Source organism: Mizugakiibacter sediminis (genome assembly GCF_000953855.2).
Taxonomy (GTDB): Bacteria; Pseudomonadota; Gammaproteobacteria; order Xanthomonadales; family Rhodanobacteraceae; genus Mizugakiibacter; species Mizugakiibacter sediminis.
Genome location: NZ_DF970239.1, coordinates 97693 through 117209, shown reverse-complemented (window position 1 = coordinate 117209; position 19517 = coordinate 97693). Strand labels below are relative to the sequence as shown.

Genomic DNA, 19517 nt, shown 5'->3' with positions numbered 1-19517 from the left:
CGGAGCACGCCCATGGAACAGCAGGCACTCAGCCCCACCACGCTGCGCATCATCATCGCCGTCGTCGGCGCGATCGTGCTGGCGCTGATCTATCTGTTCGGACAACCGAAGAAGCCGGGGCAGGGCCGTCGCACGCTGTTCCGCGGCGGCGGCGACACGCGCATCGAGCCGACCCTCGGCGGCGATGCCGGCGCGGCGGCGGAAGCGGCCGGCGAACCACGGCAGGGCGAACTGGACGTGGGCGGTTTCAGCGCCCGCGACGACGCGCCGGCCGGCGCGCGCGCGGCCTCGCAGCCGCTGCCCGGGCGGCGTCCGGCCGGCAAGCCGGTGGAACGCATCGTCACGCTGTTCGTGGCGGCGCGGCCGGACCACCCGTTCCGCGGGCCGGACCTGGTGGTGGCCGCGGAGAAGGCGGGGCTCGAGTTCGGCGACCTCGGCATCTTCCATCGCCTGCTCGACGGCAAGCCGGAGCTCGGACCGATCTTCAGCGTCGCCAACATGGTCAAACCCGGCAAATTCGACATGCGCGACATCGACCGCCTGGAAACGCCGGGGCTGAGCTTCTTCATGACGCTGCCCGGCCCGCTGCCGGCGCTGGACGCCTGGGACGCCATGCTGCCCACCGCGCAGCGCCTCGCCGAACTGCTGGACGGCATGGTGCTGGACGAGGAGCGCAGCGCGCTCGGTCGCCAGCGCATCGCCTACATCCGCGACGACCTGCGCGCCTGGGACCGCCGCCACGAAGGCGACGAGATCAGGTTCGGACGCTGAGCGCCCGCCGCCGCGGCGACCCGCCGAGTCGTCCATGCCCGCCGATCCGCGCCAACGTCACGCCCGGCCGCCATCGCCCGCCGCCGAGCATCTGCACAACCTGGTGCTGGCGGGGTTGGGCGCGGCCGTCGTGCTGCAGAGGCGCGCGAGGGCGCTGTTCGTCGCGCTGGTCGAGGAGGGCCGCGCGGCGCGGGCGCGCAGGCACCGCGGCCGCTGAGCGCATCGCCTTCGGCTGCGCTCGGCGCTTTCGTTCCCCGGGTTCACGCGATGTACCTGCCCAGCCGTTTCCGCGAGGAACGCATCGAGGCCCTGCGCGAGGGGATGCGCACGATCGCTTTCGCCTCGCTGGTCGCGCATGGCCCGAAGGGCTGATCGCGACGCACCTGCCGCTGGCGTTCGATCCGCAGCCGGCGCGCCTGCTCGACATCCTCGACCGCCTCAGGAGGCCCGCGCTGGCGCGTCAGCGACGCGCCGATGCCCTACCTCGAATGCCAGTTGCGCGGCATCGTCGGCTTCGAGCTGCCGATCGCGCGGCTGCGAGGCAAGTGGAAGCTCAGCCAGAACCGCATCGCCGCCGACTTCGAGGGCGCACGCGCCGGCTTGGCGGCGTCGCCGATCGAGCGCGAGCGCGAAGTGGCGGCGGCCGATCCGCGCCGCGGTCAGTCGCGGTAGGCGCTGGCCAGCCGGTTGAGGTGCGCGCGTTCCGCGTCGCGCAGGAACGGCGCCAGCAGCAGCATCACCTGGTAGATGCCGCGCGCGAGCTCCCGCTGCGCGCCCTGGCCGCCGCCGCGGCGCACCGCGTCGTAGTCCAGCCAGAAGGTCGCCACCAGCAGGATGTTCTCCACCAGCGCCTCGATCTCCTCGGCGCTGGCGCGCATCACGCCGGCGCGCACCAGACCGTGCATCACCCGCCGCGCCGAATCGCCGGCGCGCTCGAGCACGCGCACGAAGCGCAGGCGCAGCTTGCGGTTGCGCGCGAGGATGTCGACCAGGTCGCGGTACAGGAAGCGGTATTCCCACATGCACTCGAAGACCAGGTGCAACTGCAGCCACACGTCCTCGAGGTCCGGCAGGCGCTCCTGCGGCGCCAGCAGGGCGTCGTCCATGCGCTGTTCGTAGCGCGCGAACAGTTGCTCGACGATGTCTTCCTTGTTGCGGAAGTGGTAGTACAGGTTGCCGGGGCTGATGCCCAGCTCGTCGGCGATGTGGTTGGTGGTGACGTTCGGCTCGCCCTGGGCGTTGAACATGCCCAGGCTGGTTTCGAGGATGCGCTCGCGCGTGTGCCGCGCCATCGCCCGCCGGCTCAGGCGCCGAGCTTGCGCACCAGCTCGATGTACTTCTTCATCGCTTCGTCGGGCGCCATGCCCTTGAGCTTCGTCCACGCCTCGTACTTCGCGGTGCCGACGAAGTCGAAGAAGCCCGGTTTGGGGCCGCTGACGTCGCCTTCCGAACCCTGCTTGTACAGCGCGTAGAGCTTCAGCAGCGTGTCGTTGTCCGGGCGCTCGCCGAGCTTTTTGACGTCCTCGGCGGCCTTTTCGAACTGCGCTTTCAGATCGGCCATGGCTGTCGCATTCCCTCCCCCGCAACGGACGAGCTTGTATCACGCGCCCCTGGGGCGGTCAACGCGACGATATGCGATGCGCGCGCATCGACGGGGCGGCAGGCAGCGTCCGCGCGGGTCCGCTTCGCTTGGTCGCGAAACGTGTGCCGGACTATGCTTGCAGCGGGAGCGCGGCGCGACGGCCGCGGCGGAGGAATCGCGCATGAACTACTTCGTGACCGGAGCCACGGGCTTCATCGGCCGTCACCTGCTCGAACGCCTGCTGGCGCGCAAGGGCACGGTGTACTGCCTGGTGCGCAAGGGGTCGGAAGAGAAGTTCGAGGCGCTGCGCGAACGACTCGGCGCTCCGAAGGAGCGCCTGGTCGTCGTGCGCGGCGATCTCGCCAGGCCCAGGCTCGGCGTCGCGCCCGCCCAGCTCGCCGCGCTGAAGGGCAAGGTGCGGCACTTTTTCCACCTGGCCGCGCTGTACGACCTCACCGCCGATGCCGAGGCGCAGCGCACGGCCAACGTCGAAGGCACCCGCCACGCGCTGGAGCTTGCCGAGGCGGTCAACGCCGGCTGCGTGCATTTCGTCAGTTCGATCGCGGCGGCCGGCCTGTACCCGGGCGTGTTCCGCGAGGACATGTTCGACGAGGCCGAGGAGCTCGACGCCAATCCGTATTTCCGCACCAAGCACGAGGCCGAACGCATCGTGCGCACGGAATGCCGGCGCCCGTTCCGCATCTACCGGCCGGGCATGGTGATCGGCCACTCGCGGACCGGCGAGATCGACAAGATCGACGGCCCCTACTACCTGTTCGGCCTGATCAAGAAAATGCGGCAGATGCTGCCGCCGTGGGTACCGACGGTCGGCCTGGAAGGCGGACGCATCAACCTGGTGCCAGTCGACTGGGTGGTCGCGGCGATGGACCACATCGCGCACAAGCCCGGCCTGGACGGCCAGTGCTTCCACCTCACCGACCCGGCGCCGCGCCGCATCGGCGAGGTGCTGAACGTCTTCGCCCGCGCCGGCCACGCGCCGGAGATGGCGATGCGCATCGATGCGCGCATGTTCGCTTTCGTGCCCGGCGCGGTGCGCCAGGCGCTGGCCAGCCTGCCGCCGGTGCGCCGTTTCGTGAACGTGCTGTTGCGCGACTTCGGCATACCGCCGGAGCTGATGCGGCTGATCAACTACCCGACGCGTTTCGATTGCCGCGAAGCCGAGCGGGCGCTGAAGGGCTCGAAGATCGCGCTGCCGAAACTCGAGGACTACGCCTGGCGTCTGTGGGACTACTGGGAGCGGCACCTCGATCCCGACCTGTTCGTCGACCACTCGCTATCCGGCAAGGTGAAGGGCAGGGTGGTGGTGGTCACCGGCGGCACCTCCGGCATCGGCCGCGCGGCGGCGCTGAAGATCGCCGCGGCCGGCGCCAGGCTGGTGATCTGCGCGCGCAACGAGGACGAGCTGGCGGCGACGCGCAAGGAGATCGAAGCCGCCGGCGGCGTCTGCCACACCTACAAGACCGACCTGACCGACGCGGCGTCCTGCGACGCGTTCGTGCAGCAGGTGCTGGCGGACCACGGCCACGTCGACATCCTGGTGAACAACGCCGGACGCTCGATCCGCCGCTCGATCGCGCTCAGCTACGAGCGCTTCCACGACTTCGAGCGCACCATGCAGTTGAACTACTTCGGCGCGCTGCGCCTGATCCTCGGTTTCCTGCCGGCGATGGCGGAACGGCACCGCGGCCACATCATCAACATCTCCTCGATCGGCGTGCTGACCAACTCGCCGCGCTTCTCCGCCTACGTGGCGTCGAAGGCGGCGCTGGATGCGTTCTCGCGCTGCGCCCAGGCGGAATACTCCGACCAGGGCGTCAGCTTCACCACCATCAACATGCCGCTGGTGAAGACACCGATGATCGCGCCGACCAAGATCTACGAGTCGGTGCCGACGCTGACGCCGGAGGAAGCGGCCGATCTGATCGTCGAGGCGATCATCGAGCGGCCGGTGCGCATCGCCACGCGCCTGGGCACGTTCGCGCAGATCGTCTACGCGCTGGCGCCGCGCGCCTACGAGATCATCATGAACACCGCGTTCCGCCTGTTCCCGGATTCGGCGGCGGCGAAGGGCATCAAGGGCATGCGCGAGGCGGCGCAGGCGCCGACCAGCGAACAGATCGCGTTCGCCTCGCTGCTGCGCGGCGTGCACTGGTAACGGCTGTCGCCCGGGGTGCGTGCCGCCGCGGCGCGCGCGGAGGCAAAAGGGCCCGTCGGCCGAAGGCAGGGGGAGGGAACCTGCCGTCCCGATGGTCGACGGGCCGTGAGGCGGATGGATCCGAGCCGGATCAGGCGGTCTTGCGCGCGCGCTTGGCCGGGGCGCGCGCCGCGCGCCGGGGCGCCGCACGCTCGCCGCCGTTGAGCTTGCGCACCTCGCGCGCCAGCTCCTCGACGCGCGCGGTCAGCGCCTCGATGTCGCGCCGGCCGGGCACGCCGAGCTGGCCGAGCGCGCGCGAGACGCGCGCCTCGAACACCTTCTCCAGGCGGTCCCAGGTGTCGGCGGCGCGCTTCCGCGCCTCGCCGACGGTCGATTCGACCGCCTCGCGCGCCTCGCTGACGCGGGCGTCGGTGAACTTGCGGGTGCGATGCTCGAGCTTGGTGCCTTCCTGCACCAGCGCCTCGAACAGCTTGGTGCCTTCGGACTGCGCCTTGGAAAAGGCGCCCAGCCCGGCCAGCCAGATCTGCTGGGCGGACTCCATGATGCCCTTGCCCAGCTGCTGGGCGGTCGCCGCGCCGGCGCGGGCCTTGCTCTTGAACTGCGGTTTGGTCGCCATGATGCTGTCCCTGGTCTGTGTGCTGCGGAACGCAATCTAGGCGGCTTGTCTAGAGCGTTCACACTAGGAACGTCGCGGGCGCGGGACGCCGCCGCGCAGTCAGGAGGCCAGTTCGGCGGCGCGGCGCAGCGGGAAGCGCGACCGCCAGTGGCCCGTTTCGCCGGGCATGGCGGCGAGGCGCGAGAGCGCTTCCAGGTATTCCGCGCGCGGCATCTCGATCGCGCCCAGGCGCAGCAGGTGCGGGTTGGTGACCTGCGCGTCCAGCAGCGGGAAGCCCCAGCCGTGCAGCGCGCGGCAGAGCGCCAGCAGCGCGGCCTTGGAGCCGTTGTCGGCGCGGCTGAACATCGATTCGCCGCAGAACATGCGGCCGACGGCGACGCCGTAGATGCCGCCGACCAGCGCGCCGCCGTCCCATACTTCCACCGAATGCGCATGGCCGAGGGCGTGCAGGCGCACGTAAGCGGCGTGCATGCTGCGGGTGATCCAGGTGCCGGACTGGCGCGCGCGCGGCGCGCCGCAGGCGCCGACCACCGCCTCGAACTCCGCGTCCGCGCTCAGCGTCCAGCGCGAGCCGCGCAGGAAGCGGGCAAGACGCCGCGACACGTGCACGCCGTCGGTGCGGAACACGCAGCGCGGGTCCGGCGACCACCACAGGATCGGCTCGCCCTCGCCGTACCATGGAAAGATGCCGCGCGCATAGGCGTGCAGCAACCGCTGCGGCGAGAGGTCGCCGCCGGCTGCCAGCAGGCCATTGGGTTCGCGGAGCGCTTGCTGCGGATCGGGGAACGCGTCCGGGCGTTGCGGGTCGAGGATCGGCAGGCGGGTCATCGCTGCGCGTACGGGCTGTGCTCCATCAGTTCGCGGCCGTAAGCCTCCACCGCGCCGGCTTCCTGCGCAAGCGCCTCGCGGAGCGCCGCGCGGAAGCGCGGGTCGCGCACGTAGTGGCGCGAATGCGTGCGCACCGGCAGGAAGCCGCGCGCCAGCTTGTGCTCGCCCTGCGCGCCCGGCTCGAAGCGCGCCAGGCCGTGGCGGATGCAGTAGTCGATGCCCTGGTAGTAGCAGAGTTCGAAGTGCAGGCCGGGCACGTGCTCGCGCGCGCCCCAGTAGCGGCCGTACAGGGTGTCGGCGCCGCGCAGCAGCAGCGCGCCGGCGACGATGCGCCCGTGGCGCCGGCCGAAGGCGACCAGCACCTGTTCGGGCATGACCGCGCCGAGATGGCGGAAGAACGCCTCGGTCAGCGCCGGCAGGTTGCCCTTGGCGTCGAAGGTGCCGACGTAGAGCGCGTGCATCTCGGCCCAGGCGCGCTCGTCCATGGCGCGGCCGTCGCGCAGCTCGACCTCGATGCCCGCCTGCGCCACCTGCGCGCGCTCGTGCCGCAGGTTCTTGCGCTTCTTGTGGTTCAGCGCGTCGGCGAAGTCGGCGAAGTCGCGGTAGCCGCGGTTGTGCCAGTGGAACTGCCAGTCGCTGCGCGCCAGCCAGTCGTCGTCGAAGGCTTCGGCGTCGGATCCGATGAGGAAGTTCGCATGCGCGGAAGACAGGCCGCGCTCGTCGACGAGGCGGCGCAGCACCTGGACCAGCGCGGTGCGCCGCGCCGCCGCGCCGTCGCCGGTACCGGCGAGCAGGCGCGGGCCGGTGACCGGCGAGTAGGGCACGGCGGCGAGCAGCTTGGGGTAGTAGTCGAGGCCGGCGCGGGCATGGGCGCGCGCCCAGGTCCAGTCGAACACGTATTCGCCGTGCGAATTGCCCTTCAGGTACAGCGGCGCGGCAGCGGCGAGGCGGCCGCCTTCGTAGAGGGCGAGGTGAAACGGTTGCCAGCCGAGGTCGGCGCGGATGCAGCCGTGACGTTCGAGCCCGGCGAGGAAGGCGTGGCGGACGAACGGATGGTCGTCGGCCGCCAGCGCGTCCCACGCCGCGGGCGCGATCTCGTCCAGCGCGGCGTGGATGCGGGCTTCGAGCATCGTGGCGTCGTGCGCCGGCCGCCGGGCCGGCGCGGCGCGTCACCCGGCGACGTGCTGCTGGTCCAGCCAGCGTTCGGCGTCGAGCGCGGCCATGCAGCCGAAGCCGGCGGAAGTGACCGCCTGGCGGTAGACCTGGTCGGCGACGTCGCCGGCGGCGAACACGCCCGGCACGCTGGTCATCGTCGCCATGCCCTCGAGGCCGCTGCGGATGCGGATGTAGCCGTTCTTCATCTCCAGCTGGCCGTCGAAGATGCCGGTGTTGGGCGTGTGGCCGATGGCGACGAAGAAGCCCGTCACGGCGATTTCGCGCGTGCTGCCGTCGCGGGTGTTCCTGATGCGCATGCCGGTGACGCCGGAATCGTCGCCCAGCACCTCGTCGACCGTGTGGTTCCAGATCAGCTCGATCTTGCCGCCGGCGGCCTTCTCGAACAGCTTGTCCTGCATGATCTTCTCCGCGCGCAGCGTGTCGCGGCGGTGCACCAGGTAGACCTTGCGGCAGATGTTGGCGAGGTACAGCGCCTCTTCGACCGCGGTGTTGCCGCCGCCGATCACCGCGACGTCCTGGTTGCGGAAGAAGAAGCCGTCGCAGGTCGCGCAGGCCGACACGCCCTTGCCCTTGAACTTCTCCTCGGACTCGATGCCGAGGTACTTGGCGGTGGCGCCGGTGGCGATGATCAGCGCGTCGCAGGTGTACTCGCCGCTGTCGCCCTTCAGGCGGAACGGGCGCTGCGACAGGTCGGCGGTGTGGATGTGGTCGAAGACGATCTCGGTGGCGAAGCGCTCGGCGTGTTTCTGCATGCGCTCCATCAGCGCCGGACCCTGCAGTCCTTCCACGTCGCCCGGCCAGTTGTCCACGTCGGTGGTGGTGGTCAACTGGCCGCCCTGCTGCAGGCCGGTGATCAGCACCGGCTTCAGGTTCGCCCGCGCCGCGTAGACCGCCGCGGTGTAGCCCGCCGGGCCGGAGCCCAGGATCAGCAGGCGGCTGTGCTTGGAAGTGCTCATGTATAATCCTTGGCTTTGTTGCGGCTTGAAGGTGGCTGTCGGCCGGAGCTGCGCTCGGCGCGTCTCCGCAATCGTTCCCGCTGCGTCCGCGCGCCGTTCGCTGCGCGAGGCGGGCGCTCACGTCCGGACCCGCGCTCGGCACGGCGGAGGCGCGGCCACGGGTGAACGCCGGAGGGCGTGAGAATGGGGAACGGTGGCCGGCGAATCAAGACGCACCCGGAGGGTAGGGGGCCGCGCTGAAGCGGCTACCTTTCATTTCGCACGAGGAATCACACGCATGCGTATCGGTATTCCGTCGGAAACCAAGACCCTCGAGGGTCGCGTCGCGCTGGTGCCCGCCGCCTGCGCCGACCTGGTCCGCCGCGGCCACGAGGTGTTCATCCAGTCCGGCGCGGGCCTGAAGAGCGGTTTCGCCGACGAGGCGTTCGCCAAGGTCGGCGTGAAGATCGTTCCCGACGCCGCCGCGCTGTACGAAGCCGGCGAACTGATCGTCAAGGTGAAGGAGCCGATCGCCGGCGACCTCGCCCTGCTGAGGAAGCATCACCTGCTGTTCTGCTACCTGCATCTGGCGCCGGAGCCGGAGCTGACCCGGCGCCTGCTCGACATCGGCCTGACCGGCGTGGCGTTCGAGTCGGTGGAGGAGGCGGACGGTTCGCTGCCGCTGCTGGCGCCGATGTCGATCATCGCCGGCCGCATCGCCGTGCAGGTCGGCACGCACCTGTTGCATCAGCCGGAAGGCGGCAAGGGCAAGCTGCTGGGCGGCCTGCCGTCCACCGAGCGCGGCAAGGTGGTGGTGCTGGGCGCCGGCGCCGCCGGCGGCAATTCCGCCGCGCTGGCCGCCGCCGCGGGCGCCAACGTGGTGGTGTTCGACAAGCGCCCGGACCGCCTCGCGCAGATGATGGCGCTGGGCGCCAACGTGACCGCGCTGTACCCCTACGACACCGTGGTCGCCGAGGAAGTCGCCGGCGCCGATCTCGTGGTGGGCGCGGTGCTGATCCCCAGCGCCAAGGCGCCGCACGTGGTCACCAAGGCGATGGTCGCGAGCATGGAGAAGGGCAGCGTGCTGGTCGACATCTCCATCGACCAGGGCGGCTGCTTCGAGACCTCCAGGCCGACCACCTGGAAGGAGCCGACCTATCTGGTCGACGGCGTCACCCATTTCGCGGTGACCAACATGCCGGGCGCCGTGCCGCAGACTTCCTCGCAGGCGATCTCGGCGGCGATTCTGCCTTACGTGCAGCGTCTCGCCGCCGGCAAGGAGTGGCGCGACTACACTCCGCTCGCCCGCGGCATCAACGTGGAAGCCGGCCAGCTGGTGCACCCGGCACTGAAAGGCATGGTATAACCACCGCTGCAACAGCGGGTTAGGCCGCCAACTTGAGGTGAACTCTGATCGTGGCGCGCGCAGCGAACGCGAAGGGCAAATCCCAGGCCGGCGGCCTCAGCGAAGGCACGCGGCGCATCCTGCGCGAAGCGGGTGCGCTGCTGCTGCTGCCGCTGGCGCTCTACCTGCTCGCCTGTCTGGCGAGCTACAGCCCGATGGACCCCGGCTGGTCGCACGCCGGCCAGCCGGAGCAGGTGCGCAACTTCGGCGGCACGATCGGCGCCTATCTCGCCGATCTGCTGCTGTACCTGTTCGGCGCGCTGGCCTACGCGTTCCCGATCCTGCTGGGCGTGCTCGGCGTCTCGGTGGTGCGCGGCCGCGGCGACGCCGCGGCCCCGTCGCCGTTCGAACCGACGCTGCGCCTGATCGGTTTCGTCGCCTTCTTCGCCAGCGGCTCCGGCCTCGCGCACCTGCATTTCGACGGCCCGAGCCGACTGCCCAACCGCGCCGGCGGCATCCTCGGCGAGCTGGTCGGCAGCGTGCTGATGAAGGGCTTCGGTTTTTCCGGCGCCACGCTGTTCCTGCTGGCGCTGTTCCTGGTGGCGGTGACGCTGGCGACCGGACTGTCCTGGTTCCGGGTGATGGATGCCACCGGTCGCTGCGCGCTGGCGGTCGGCGCATGGTTCGGCGGCAAGCTGAAGCGCGCGCCGCAGGCGATGGCCGCGCGCGCCGCGCGCATCGAGCGCGAAGAGGTACGCAAGGTCGAGGCAATCAAGCAGGCCAGGCGCGAGCCGATCCGCATCGAGCCGACGGTGGCGCCGATCGAGAAGAGCGAGCGCGCCCGCCGCGAGACGCAGATCCCGCTGTTCAGCGGCCCCGCCGCCGACGGCGAACTGCCGCCGCTGTCGCTGCTGGACGAACCGAAGCCCCAGGGCAAGGGTTACTCGGAAGAAACGCTCGAGGTGCTGTCGCGCCAGGTCGAGCTGAAGCTGAAGGACTTCCGCATCGACGCCAAGGTGGTCGGCGTCTACCCCGGTCCGGTGATCACGCGCTTCGAACTGGAGCCGGCCGCCGGCGTGCGTGGCAGCCAGATCTCCAGCCTCGACAAGGACATCGCCCGCGGCCTGTCGGTGGTCAGCGTGCGCGTGGTCGACGTGATCCCGGGCAAGAACGTGATCGGCCTGGAGATCCCCAACGCCAACCGCGAGATCGTCTACCTCTCCGAGATCCTGCGCTCGGAAAGGTACGACGCCACCAAGTCGCCGCTGGCGCTGGCGCTGGGCAAGGACATCGGCGGGCGCCCGGCCGTGGTCGACCTCGCCAAGATGCCGCACCTGCTGGTCGCCGGCACCACCGGCTCCGGCAAATCGGTGGCGCTGAACGCGATGGTGCTGAGCCTGCTGTACAAGGCCGGTCCGCGCGACGTGCGCATGATCATGATCGACCCGAAGATGCTGGAGCTTTCGGTCTACCAGGGCATCCCGCATCTGCTGGCGCCGGTCGTCACCGACATGAAGGAGGCCGCCAACGCGCTGCGCTGGTGCGTGGCGGAGATGGAGCGCCGCTACAAGCTGATGGCCGCGGTCGGCGTGCGCAACCTGGCCGGCTTCAACAAGAAGGTGCGCGACGCCGAGGCCGCCGGCCAGCCGCTGCTCGACCCGCTGTTCCGGCCGAATCCGGAGATGCCGAACGTCGCCGCGGAGCCGTTGCAGCCGCTGCCGTACATCGTCGTGATCATCGACGAATTCGCCGACATGATGATGATCGTCGGCAAGAAGGTCGAGGAGCTGATCGCGCGCCTGGCGCAGAAGGCGCGCGCCGCCGGCGTGCACCTGATCCTGGCCACGCAGCGCCCGTCGGTGGACGTGATCACCGGCCTGATCAAGGCCAACATCCCGACGCGCATCGCCTTCCAGGTGTCGAGCAAGATCGACTCGCGCACCATCCTCGACCAGTCCGGCGCGGAGACGCTGCTCGGCCACGGCGACATGCTGTACCTGCCGCCGGGCACGGCCACGCCCGAGCGCGTGCACGGCGCCTTCGTCGACGACCACGAGGTGCACAAGGTGGTCGAGTGGTTGCGCGCGCAGGGCGAGCCGGAGTACATCGACGGCGTGCTGGAAGAAGTGCAGTCGCTGGGCGACGGCAAGGTGATCGGCGAGTCCGGCCTGCCCGAGGAGGCGAGCGGCGAGGGCGGCGCCGACGACGAGCTGTACGACATGGCGGTGCGCATCGTCACCGAGTCGCGGCGCGCGTCGATTTCCGGCGTGCAGCGCCGCCTGAAGATCGGCTACAACCGCGCCGCCCGCCTGATCGAGCTGATGGAACAGCAGGGCATCGTCAGCCCGCCGCAGCACAACGGCAACCGCGAGGTGCTGGCGCCGCCGCCCCCCAATGCCTGATCGCCGGGCGCGCGCTGAACGGCCGGCCTCGCGCCTGCAACGTTTGCGCCTCCGCCGGGTCCCACCCCCAACACCCGATTCCGTCTTCCCATGCGCAGCCTCCTCTTTGCCGCCCTCCTCATCCTGCTGGCCCCGCTGGCCCGCGCCGCCGACGGCGCGCGCGCGCGCCTGGACGCCTTCGCCAAGGGCCTGGGCGCGGTGTCCGCGCACTTCGCGCAGACCGTCTACGACGTCAACGGCCAGCCCGCCGATCGCACCGAGGGCACGCTGGCGCTGTCCGCGCCGCGCCAGTTCCGCTGGGAGACCACCACGCCCTACAAGCAGCTGATCGTCGCCGACGGCATGCACGTGTGGATCTACGATCCCGAGCTGGAGCAGGTGACGGTGCGCAACCAGGGCGTCGAGGAGTCGCACAGTCCGCTGACCGTGCTGACCGACCTTTCGCAGCTCGACCGCGAATTCAAGGTCAGCGAGCAGGGCAGCCGCGACGGCTGCGTCTGGCTGCGGCTGAAGTCGACCGCCAAGGATCCGCAGTTCGAGTACGCCGACCTCGGCTTCGGTCCGGCCGGTCTCGAACGCATGGACTTCAAGGACACGCTCGGCAACCGTACCGAGATCCGCTTCTCCGCCTGGCAGCGCAACCCGAAGCTGCCTGCCGGCACGTTCCGGTTCACGCCGCCGAAAGGCGCCGACGTGATCGGCGACATCACGCCGGAAGCCGAAGTGCATCCGCTGGGCCATTGAGCACGCGACGCGCACGATGATCGCCAGACTGCCGCGCTGGGCGCTGCACGGGGGCATCGCGCTGGCGTTCATCGCCGGCATGATCAATGCGGCCGGCTATCTCGGCTTCCGCCACCAGGCGATCACCCACATGACCGGCACCACCTCGCTGGTCGGCATCGCCGCGGGACAGGGCGACGTCGCCAGCCTGGCGCACTTCGGGGCGCTGTTGGCGTCGTTCGTGCTCGGTGCGGCACTGAGCGGATTCATCGTCGGCGACAGCACGCTGCGTCTCGGCCGGCGCTATGGCGTCGCGCTGGCGATCGAATCGGCGCTGCTGTTCGCCGCCGTGCCGTTGCTGCACGCGCAGATCGACGCCGGCCTGTGGCTGGCCGCCGCCGCCTGCGGTTTGCAGAACGCCATGGCCGGCACCTACAGCGGCACGGTGGTGCGCACCAGTCACGTGTCGGGCATCGTCACCGACCTCGGCACTTTCCTCGGCCAGTGGCTGCGCGGCGTGGCCGTGGATACCCGCCGCGTGCGTCTGTACGGCGCGCTGTTCGCCGGCTTCTTCTGTGGCGGTATCGCCAGCGCACTGGCGTTCCCGCATTGGCGCGAGCGCACCCTGCTGCTGCCGGCCGCGCTGACCGGGCTGGTCGGCATCGCCTACGCCGTCTATCGCCATCGCCATCCGCAGGAGCCCGCGCCCTAGGCAGCGAGGGATCGCACCGCGGAACAGGCGGGGCGGTAGGCGAGGCGGGGCGCTATGATCGCGTCATGCCGCGCCGCAAGCCCGCCGCCGCCTCCGCACTGTTCGCCGAACCCAGCGAGCTGAAGCCGCTGGCCGAACGCATGCGCCCGCGCACGCTGGACGAGATCGTCGGCCAGCCGCGCCTGCTCGCGCCGGACAAGCCGCTGCGCCGCGCGCTGGAAGCGGGGCGCGTGCATTCGATGGTGCTGTGGGGGCCGCCCGGCTGCGGCAAGACCACGCTGGCGCTGCTGGTGGCGCGCTATGCCGACGCCGACTTCCGCGCGATTTCCGCCGTACTGTCCGGCCTGCCGGAGGTGCGCGCCGCGCTGGCCGAGGCCGAGGCGAACTTCGCCCAGGGCCGGCGTACCGTGCTGTTCGTCGACGAGGTGCATCGCTTCAACAAGGCGCAGCAGGACGCGTTCCTGCCGCACATCGAGAAGGGCGTGATCGTGTTCGTCGGCGCGACCACCGAGAACCCGTCGTTCGAGCTGAACTCGGCACTGCTGTCGCGCTGCCGCGTGCACGTGATGGACGCGGTGCCGGCGGAGGCGATCGTCGAGGCGCTGAAACGCGCGCTGGCCGACCGCGAGCGCGGCCTGGGCGGACAGGACATCGTGGTCGACGCCGCCTCGCTGGCGCTGATGGCGCGCGCCGCCGACGGCGACGTGCGCCGCGCGCTCACCTTCCTCGAGATCGCCGCCGAACTGGCCGAACGCGACGAGGCCGGCCGCGCGCGCATCGGCGAGGCGACGCTGGAGCAGGTGCTGGCCGACCGCACGCGGCGCTTCGACAAGGGCGGCGAGCAGTTCTACGACCAGATCTCCGCCCTGCACAAGTCCGTGCGCAGCTCGGATCCCGACGCCGCGCTGTACTGGTTCGCGCGCATGCTGGACGGCGGCTGCGATCCGCGGTATCTCGCGCGGCGCATGACGCGCATGGCGATCGAGGACATCGGCCTTGCCGATCCGCGCGCCTGGCAGCTCGCGCTGCACGCCTGGGACACCTACGAGCGGCTGGGCAGCCCGGAAGGCGAACTCGGCCTCGCCGTGCTGGCGGTCTACCTGGCGGTCGCGCCGAAGAGCAACGCCGTCTACCGCGCCTTCGGCGAGGTGCAGTGCAGCATCGGCGAGAGCGGCACGCTGGAAGTGCCGATGCACCTGCGCAACGCGCCGACGCGGCTGATGAAGGGGCTGGGCTACGGCAGGGGCTACCAGTACGACCACGACGTCGAAGGCGGCGTGGCGCTGGACCAGCAATGCCTCCCCGACGCGCTGGCCGGCACCGAGTTCTACGCGCCGACCGAGCACGGCATCGAGGCGAAGATCAGGCAGAAGCTCGACGCGTTGCGCGAGGCGCGCCGTGCGTCTCGGCGGCGTTGACGGAACCGCGCCGGTCCGTGGTCAGGCGCGGCGGCTGGCCTGGACCAGCGCCTCGGCCGCCGCCGGCAAGGCGCGCGCGGGCCCCTCTGCGCCGAACACCTGGGCGGTGGCGAAGGTGCCCTCGATCAGCAGGAGCAGGCCGTCGGCGAGCATGCCGGGGTCGCGTGCGCCGAGTCGTGCGGCGAGGTCGCTCAGGCGCCCGCGCACCTCGCGCTTGTGGGTTTCGGCGATGCGGTGAATGGGGTGGTCGTGCGCCGGGTACTCCAATGCTGCATTGGTGAGCGCGCATCCGCGGTAGCCCTCCTGCGAAGCGCGTTCGGCCAGCGCGGTCAGGAACGCGCGCAACTGTGCGTGCGGATCGTTCGGGTGTTCGGTGGCGGCAGCGTCGAAGCGCCGCCAGAAGATCGCCGCGAAGTCCTCGAGATAGACGGCGGCGAGGTCTTCCTTCGAGCCAAACCCGCGGTAAAGGCTGGGCTTGGTGACACCGGCGCGACGGACGATCTCGTCCACACCGACGGCGCGGATGCCCTGGCGATAGAACAGTTCGGACGCCACGTCGCGGATCCGCGACGCCGCGCGCGGCTTGGCATCGGGGCGATCGTCATGCGATGCGAGCGCACCCGTTTTCTTGATCCTTGACACTGATACGTACCTGTCAGTAACATTTTCGATTATAACACGTACCGGTACGTATCATGAAGGCAGCTCTTGCCCGGCGGATCGGACAGCACTACGCCTTCGTGGCGGCAACGATCGTCTTTCTCGCCCTGTTGGTGTCGGCAGGCTTGCGATCCGCGCCGGGCGTCATGATCGTGCCCCTGGAGCGGGCGTTCGGCTGGTCGCGCGACACGATCTCGCTGTCGGCTGCGGTCGGCATCTTCCTGTACGGGCTTGCCGGTCCCTTCGCCGCAGCCCTGATGCAGCGACTGGGTATCCGCCGCGTGCTGCTCGGTGCCCTCTCGTTGATGGCGGTGGCGACGGCGGTCAGCCTGTGGATGCGCACGCCCGCGCAACTCGTACTGACGTGGGGCGTGCTCACGGGGCTGGGTTCGGGTTGCGTCGCGACCGTGTTGGGAGCCGCCGTGGTCAACCGCTGGTTCGCGAAGCGTCGGGGCCTGATGATGGGGCTGCTGACGGCGAGCGCCGCCACCGGGACTCTGGTCTTCATGCCTTTCCTCGCGATGCTCGCGCAGAGCGGCGGCTGGAAGCCGGTGGCGTGGGCCGTCTCGATCGCCTGCGCGGCGTTGGTGCCGCTCACCTTCTGGCTGCTGCCCGAGCATCCCTCCGACGTCGGGTTGCGGCCCTTCGGCGCGGATGCCGAATCTCCGGCCGCCACGGCCGCCGCCAGCCGCGGCAATCCGCTGCAGACCGCCCTCGGCACGCTCGCGTTGGCGTTGCGCCGGCGCGACTTCTGGCTGTTGTTCGCCACTTTCTTCATTTGCGGCTTCACCACGAACGGACTGATCGGCACCCATTTCATCGCGTTGTGCAGCGACCGCGGTCTGGCGGAAGTTCAGGCGGCCGGGCTGCTCGCGGCGATGGGCGCGTTCGATCTCGTCGGCACGACCCTTTCGGGCTGGCTGACCGACCGTTACGACCCGCGCAAGCTGCTGTTCGTCTACTACGGCCTTCGCGGCCTCTCGCTGATCTACCTGCCGTTCTCGGATTTTTCGTTCTACAGCCTCGGGATATTCACGGTGTTCTACGGCCTCGATTGGATCGCCACCGTGCCGCCGACGGTGCGTCTGGCCAACGAGTCGTTCGGCGAACACGACGCCCCCGTCGTGTTCGGCTGGATCGTCGCCGGGCACCAACTCGGCGCCGCCTGCGCGGCGTTCTTTGCGGGCGCGATGCGTACCGTGCAGGGCGACTATTTCTACGCGTTCATCATCTCCGGCTGCGCCGGCATCGTCGCATCCGTGCTTGCCGTGAGAGTCGCCAGGGGACGCGACCGCGAGGCCGTTGCCACGGCGTGAACATCGGCGCGACTCCGGTGCTAAGGTAGGAAGGGATGGTGCGGAGATCGCCGTGAACGCAGATCCGGTCGCGCGATGCGCGCATGGCGTGGGCGAGATGGAGCCGCGTCCATGATGCGCGCCGTCCGCGGCCTGCCGCGCACGGTCTGGCTGCTCGGCCTGATCAGCCTGTGCAACGATGCGGCCAGCGACATGATCTATCCGCTGGTGCCGCTGTATCTCGCCTCGGTGCTGATGGCGGGGCCGAAGGTGCTGGGCCTGATCGAGGGCGTCGCCGAAGCCGTCAGCAGCCTGCTGAAGTTGTTCGCCGGCGTGATGGCGGACCGCACGCGCAGCGTGCGCGCGTGGGTGATCGGCGGCTACGCGCTGGCCGGCTTCGCGCGGCCGCTGATCGGCCTGAGCACGAGCTGGCCGGGGGTGTTCGCCGCGCGCTTCGCCGACCGCATCGGCAAGGGCCTGCGCTCGGCGCCGCGCGACGCGATGCTGGGGCTGAGCGTGGAGAGCGAGCGGCGCGGCCTCGCTTTCGGTTTTCATCGCGCGATGGACAACCTCGGCGCGGTGGTCGGCCCGCTGGCGGCGGCGCTGCTGCTGGCGCTCGGCCTGTCCCTGCGCGAAGTGTTCCTGTGGTCGATCGCACCGGCGCTGGTCGTGCTGGCGCTGACCTTGGCGCTGAAGGAACCGCCGCCCGCGGCGGCGACGACGCACGAGGCGCGGCGCTGGACCTTCGCCGGGCTGCCGCCGGCGTTCCGGCGCTATCTCGTCACGCTGGGCCTGTTCACCCTGGGCAACGCCTCCAACATGTTCCTGCTGCTGCGCGCGCAGGACCTCGGCGCCAGCGCCGAGCGGGTGACATTGATGTGGGCGGTGTACTCGACCGTGGCCTCGCTGGGATCGACGCCGCTGTCCGCGCTGTCCGACCGGCTGGGGCGCTTCCGCGTACTGGGCGGCGCGTGGGGAGCGTATGCCGCCGCCTATCTGTTGCTGGGCCTGCTGCCGGCCGCCGACTGGGCGCTGTGGCTGGCGTTCGCCGGCTACGGGCTGGTCACCGCCGCGCTGGAGGGCACGGAGAAGGCGCTGGTGGCGGACATGGTGGAACCGGCGCGCGCCGGCACCGCCTTCGGCTGGTACAACCTGGTCGCGGGCCTGCTGCTGCTGCCGGCCTCGCTGCTGTTCGGCGCGCTGTGGCAATCGGTGTCGCCGTTCGCGGCATTCGCCTTCGGCGCCGCCTGCGCCGGCGCTGCCACGCTGCTGCTCGCCACCTGGGTGCGTGCGGCGGTTCCGGCCGCGGCGCCGATGTTTGCGCCGCCTCGCCGGCAGCCGCGATAATCCGCGTCCGACCGCATTCGCAAGGACTTCCCATGCTGGACCCCGTGCTGCTGCGCGCGCGTCTCGACGAGACCGCCGAGCGCCTGAAGACGCGCGGCATCGCGCTCGACACGGCCGCGCTGAATGCGCTCGAAGCCGAGCGCAAGACACTGCAGACCGAAACGCAGGAACTGCAGAGCGTGCGCAACGCGCGTTCCAAGGCGATCGGGCAGGCCAAGGCGAAAGGCGAGGACGTCGCCGCGTTGATGGCGGAGGTCGCCGGTTTGGGCGACCGGCTGAAGGCCAACGAGCAGCGCCTCGCCGAGGTGCAGGCGCAGCTCGCGGAGATCGCGCTGCGCGTGCCGAACGTGCCGGACGTCTCGGTGCCCGTCGGCAAGGACGAGAGCGAGAACGCCGAGATCGCGCGCTGGGGCACGCCGCGCGCCTTCGATTTCGCCGTGCGCGACCACGTCGACCTGGGCGCGCGTCACGGCTGGCTGGACGGCGACGCCGGCGCCAGGCTGTCCGGCGCGCGCTTCACCGTGCTGCGCGGCGCGCTGGCGCGGCTGCACCGCGCGCTGGCGCAGTTCATGCTCGACCTGCACACCCGCGAGCACGGCTACCTCGAATGCAACGTGCCGCTGCTGGTGCATGCCGAAACCATGCAGGGCACCGGGCAGCTGCCGAAGTTCGAGGAGGACCTGTTCGCCGCCCAGGCCGGCGAGACCCGCCGCTATCTGATCCCCACCGCCGAAGTCTCGCTGACCAACCTGGTGCGCGAATCGATCCTCGAGGCCGACGCGCTGCCGATGCGACTGACCGCGCACACGCCGTGCTTCCGCGCCGAGGCGGGCTCCTACGGCAAGGACGTGCGCGGCATGATCCGCCAGCACCAGTTCGAGAAGGTGGAGCTGGTGCAGATCGTGCGTCCGGCCGAGTCGTTCGCCGCGCTGGAGGAACTGGTCGGCCACGCCGAGAAGGTGCTGCAGCTGCTCGGCCTGCCGTACCGCAAGGTGCTGCTGTGCACCGGCGACATGGGCTTCGCCGCGGCCAAGACCTACGACCTCGAGGTGTGGCTGCCTTCGCAGAACACCTACCGCGAGATCAGCTCCTGCTCCAACTGCACGGACTTCCAGGCGCGCCGCATGCAGGCGCGGTGGCGCAACCCGGAAACCGGGAAGCCGGAGCTGGTGCATACCTTGAACGGTTCCGGCCTGGCCGTCGGCCGCACCCTGATCGCGGTGATGGAGAACTACCAGAACGTCGACGGCTCGATCACCGTGCCCGAGGCGCTGCGACCGTACATGGGCGGCGCCGAACGGATCGCGTGACAATGAAGGGTCTTGCGTGCGTGCGCGGTCGGGGGTGGGAGCCTGCGTGCAGGCGACCGCCGGTCGCGAGCACGCTCGCTCCCGCAGGTGCACGCGGGCGGGGCCGGCAGCGCCCGCTGCGAGCCTGGACCGGAGCGGATACGCGCATGAGGAGAGGTGGCCGAGCGGTTTAAGGCACCGGTCTTGAAAACCGGCGTGGTAGCGATACCACCGTGGGTTCG

General features: G+C 70.5%; 19 protein-coding genes and 1 tRNA gene (1 of these 20 running past the window's edge). 13 read left to right on the top strand and 7 right to left on the bottom strand.

Annotated features, from left to right (window positions below):
- Positions 1–12 precede the first annotated feature (12 nt).
- From zipA to MBSD_RS12235, 3 genes are all read left to right on the top strand, one after another.
- The gene (zipA, locus tag MBSD_RS12245) at positions 13–771 is read left to right on the top strand and encodes a cell division protein ZipA (protein WP_062537591.1); all 759 of its coding nucleotides are present in this window, start codon (positions 13–15) and stop codon (positions 769–771) included.
- 34 nt (positions 772–805) lie between these two features.
- Positions 806–988 carry a hypothetical protein gene (locus tag MBSD_RS12240; protein ID WP_062537590.1) on the top strand — a complete coding sequence of 61 codons (183 nt, stop codon included), beginning with the start codon at positions 806–808 and terminating at the stop codon, positions 986–988.
- Between the two features lie 257 nt (positions 989–1245).
- Positions 1246–1443 (top strand): hypothetical protein, encoded by a 198-nt coding sequence (locus MBSD_RS12235; RefSeq protein ID WP_062537589.1) that lies wholly within the window; start codon positions 1246–1248, stop codon positions 1441–1443.
- Here the strand turns inward: MBSD_RS12235 and MBSD_RS12230 are convergent.
- Complete coding sequence (locus MBSD_RS12230; RefSeq protein WP_062537588.1) at positions 1431–2063, bottom strand: TetR/AcrR family transcriptional regulator; 633 nt, start codon at positions 2061–2063, stop codon at positions 1431–1433. The two genes, MBSD_RS12235 and MBSD_RS12230, sit on opposite strands and share 13 nt — an antisense overlap.
- An 11-nt stretch (positions 2064–2074) precedes the next feature.
- The gene (locus MBSD_RS12225; RefSeq protein WP_062537587.1) at positions 2075–2332 is read right to left on the bottom strand and encodes an acyl-CoA-binding protein; all 258 of its coding nucleotides are present in this window, start codon (positions 2330–2332) and stop codon (positions 2075–2077) included.
- Positions 2333–2534: 202 nt separating this feature from the next.
- Between MBSD_RS12225 and MBSD_RS12220 the strand changes: the two genes are divergently transcribed.
- Positions 2535–4529 (top strand): SDR family oxidoreductase, encoded by a 1995-nt coding sequence (locus tag MBSD_RS12220; protein ID WP_062537623.1) that lies wholly within the window; start codon positions 2535–2537, stop codon positions 4527–4529.
- A gap of 130 nt (positions 4530–4659) precedes the next feature.
- Here MBSD_RS12220 and MBSD_RS12215 read toward each other — a convergent pair whose 3' ends face one another.
- From MBSD_RS12215 to trxB, 4 genes are all read right to left on the bottom strand, one after another.
- Positions 4660–5145 carry a phasin family protein gene (locus MBSD_RS12215; RefSeq protein ID WP_062537586.1) on the bottom strand — a complete coding sequence of 162 codons (486 nt, stop codon included), beginning with the start codon at positions 5143–5145 and terminating at the stop codon, positions 4660–4662.
- A 99-nt stretch (positions 5146–5244) separates the two neighbouring features.
- Complete coding sequence (gene aat, locus MBSD_RS12210; protein WP_062537585.1) at positions 5245–5973, bottom strand: leucyl/phenylalanyl-tRNA--protein transferase; 729 nt, start codon at positions 5971–5973, stop codon at positions 5245–5247.
- Positions 5970–7103, bottom strand: coding sequence for a GNAT family N-acetyltransferase (locus MBSD_RS12205; protein ID WP_062537584.1), 1134 nt, complete (start codon positions 7101–7103; stop codon positions 5970–5972). The genes aat and MBSD_RS12205 overlap by 4 nt, the downstream gene beginning before the upstream one ends.
- Positions 7104–7142: 39 nt before the next feature.
- Positions 7143–8105 carry a thioredoxin-disulfide reductase gene (gene trxB / locus MBSD_RS12200; protein ID WP_062537583.1) on the bottom strand — a complete coding sequence of 321 codons (963 nt, stop codon included), beginning with the start codon at positions 8103–8105 and terminating at the stop codon, positions 7143–7145.
- Between the two features lie 277 nt (positions 8106–8382).
- Between trxB and ald the strand changes: the two genes are divergently transcribed.
- From ald to MBSD_RS12175, 5 genes are all read left to right on the top strand, one after another.
- Positions 8383–9450: an alanine dehydrogenase gene (gene ald, locus MBSD_RS12195; protein ID WP_062537582.1), complete on the top strand. Its 1068-nt coding sequence runs from the start codon at positions 8383–8385 to the stop codon at positions 9448–9450.
- A gap of 50 nt (positions 9451–9500) precedes the next feature.
- Positions 9501–11831, top strand: coding sequence for a DNA translocase FtsK (locus MBSD_RS12190; RefSeq protein ID WP_062537581.1), 2331 nt, complete (start codon positions 9501–9503; stop codon positions 11829–11831).
- Positions 11832–11921: 90 nt separating this feature from the next.
- Positions 11922–12575, top strand: coding sequence for an outer membrane lipoprotein periplasmic chaperone LolA (gene lolA / locus MBSD_RS12185; protein WP_062537580.1), 654 nt, complete (start codon positions 11922–11924; stop codon positions 12573–12575).
- A 16-nt stretch (positions 12576–12591) separates the two neighbouring features.
- A complete protein-coding gene (locus MBSD_RS12180; protein WP_062537579.1) occupies positions 12592–13266 on the top strand; it encodes a YoaK family protein in 675 nt (224 codons plus the stop codon).
- A gap of 65 nt (positions 13267–13331) precedes the next feature.
- Positions 13332–14684 (top strand): replication-associated recombination protein A, encoded by a 1353-nt coding sequence (locus tag MBSD_RS12175; protein ID WP_062537578.1) that lies wholly within the window; start codon positions 13332–13334, stop codon positions 14682–14684.
- 21 nt (positions 14685–14705) lie between these two features.
- On the opposite strand, the gene MBSD_RS12170 is transcribed toward MBSD_RS12175, so the two are convergent.
- A complete protein-coding gene (locus MBSD_RS12170; protein ID WP_237071803.1) occupies positions 14706–15326 on the bottom strand; it encodes a TetR/AcrR family transcriptional regulator in 621 nt (206 codons plus the stop codon).
- Between the two features lie 53 nt (positions 15327–15379).
- On the opposite strand from MBSD_RS12170, the gene MBSD_RS12165 reads away from it, so the two are divergent.
- The 4 genes from MBSD_RS12165 to MBSD_RS15650 all read left to right on the top strand — a co-directional run.
- A complete protein-coding gene (locus MBSD_RS12165) occupies positions 15380–16660 on the top strand; it encodes an MFS transporter (protein WP_062537577.1) in 1281 nt (426 codons plus the stop codon).
- Between the two features lie 111 nt (positions 16661–16771).
- Positions 16772–17986 carry an MFS transporter gene (locus tag MBSD_RS12160; RefSeq protein WP_062537576.1) on the top strand — a complete coding sequence of 405 codons (1215 nt, stop codon included), beginning with the start codon at positions 16772–16774 and terminating at the stop codon, positions 17984–17986.
- A 32-nt stretch (positions 17987–18018) separates the two neighbouring features.
- A complete protein-coding gene (serS, locus tag MBSD_RS12155) occupies positions 18019–19296 on the top strand; it encodes a serine--tRNA ligase (RefSeq protein ID WP_062537575.1) in 1278 nt (425 codons plus the stop codon).
- A 150-nt stretch (positions 19297–19446) separates the two neighbouring features.
- Positions 19447–19517, top strand: a tRNA-Ser gene (locus tag MBSD_RS15650); it runs 221 nt beyond the window's last position.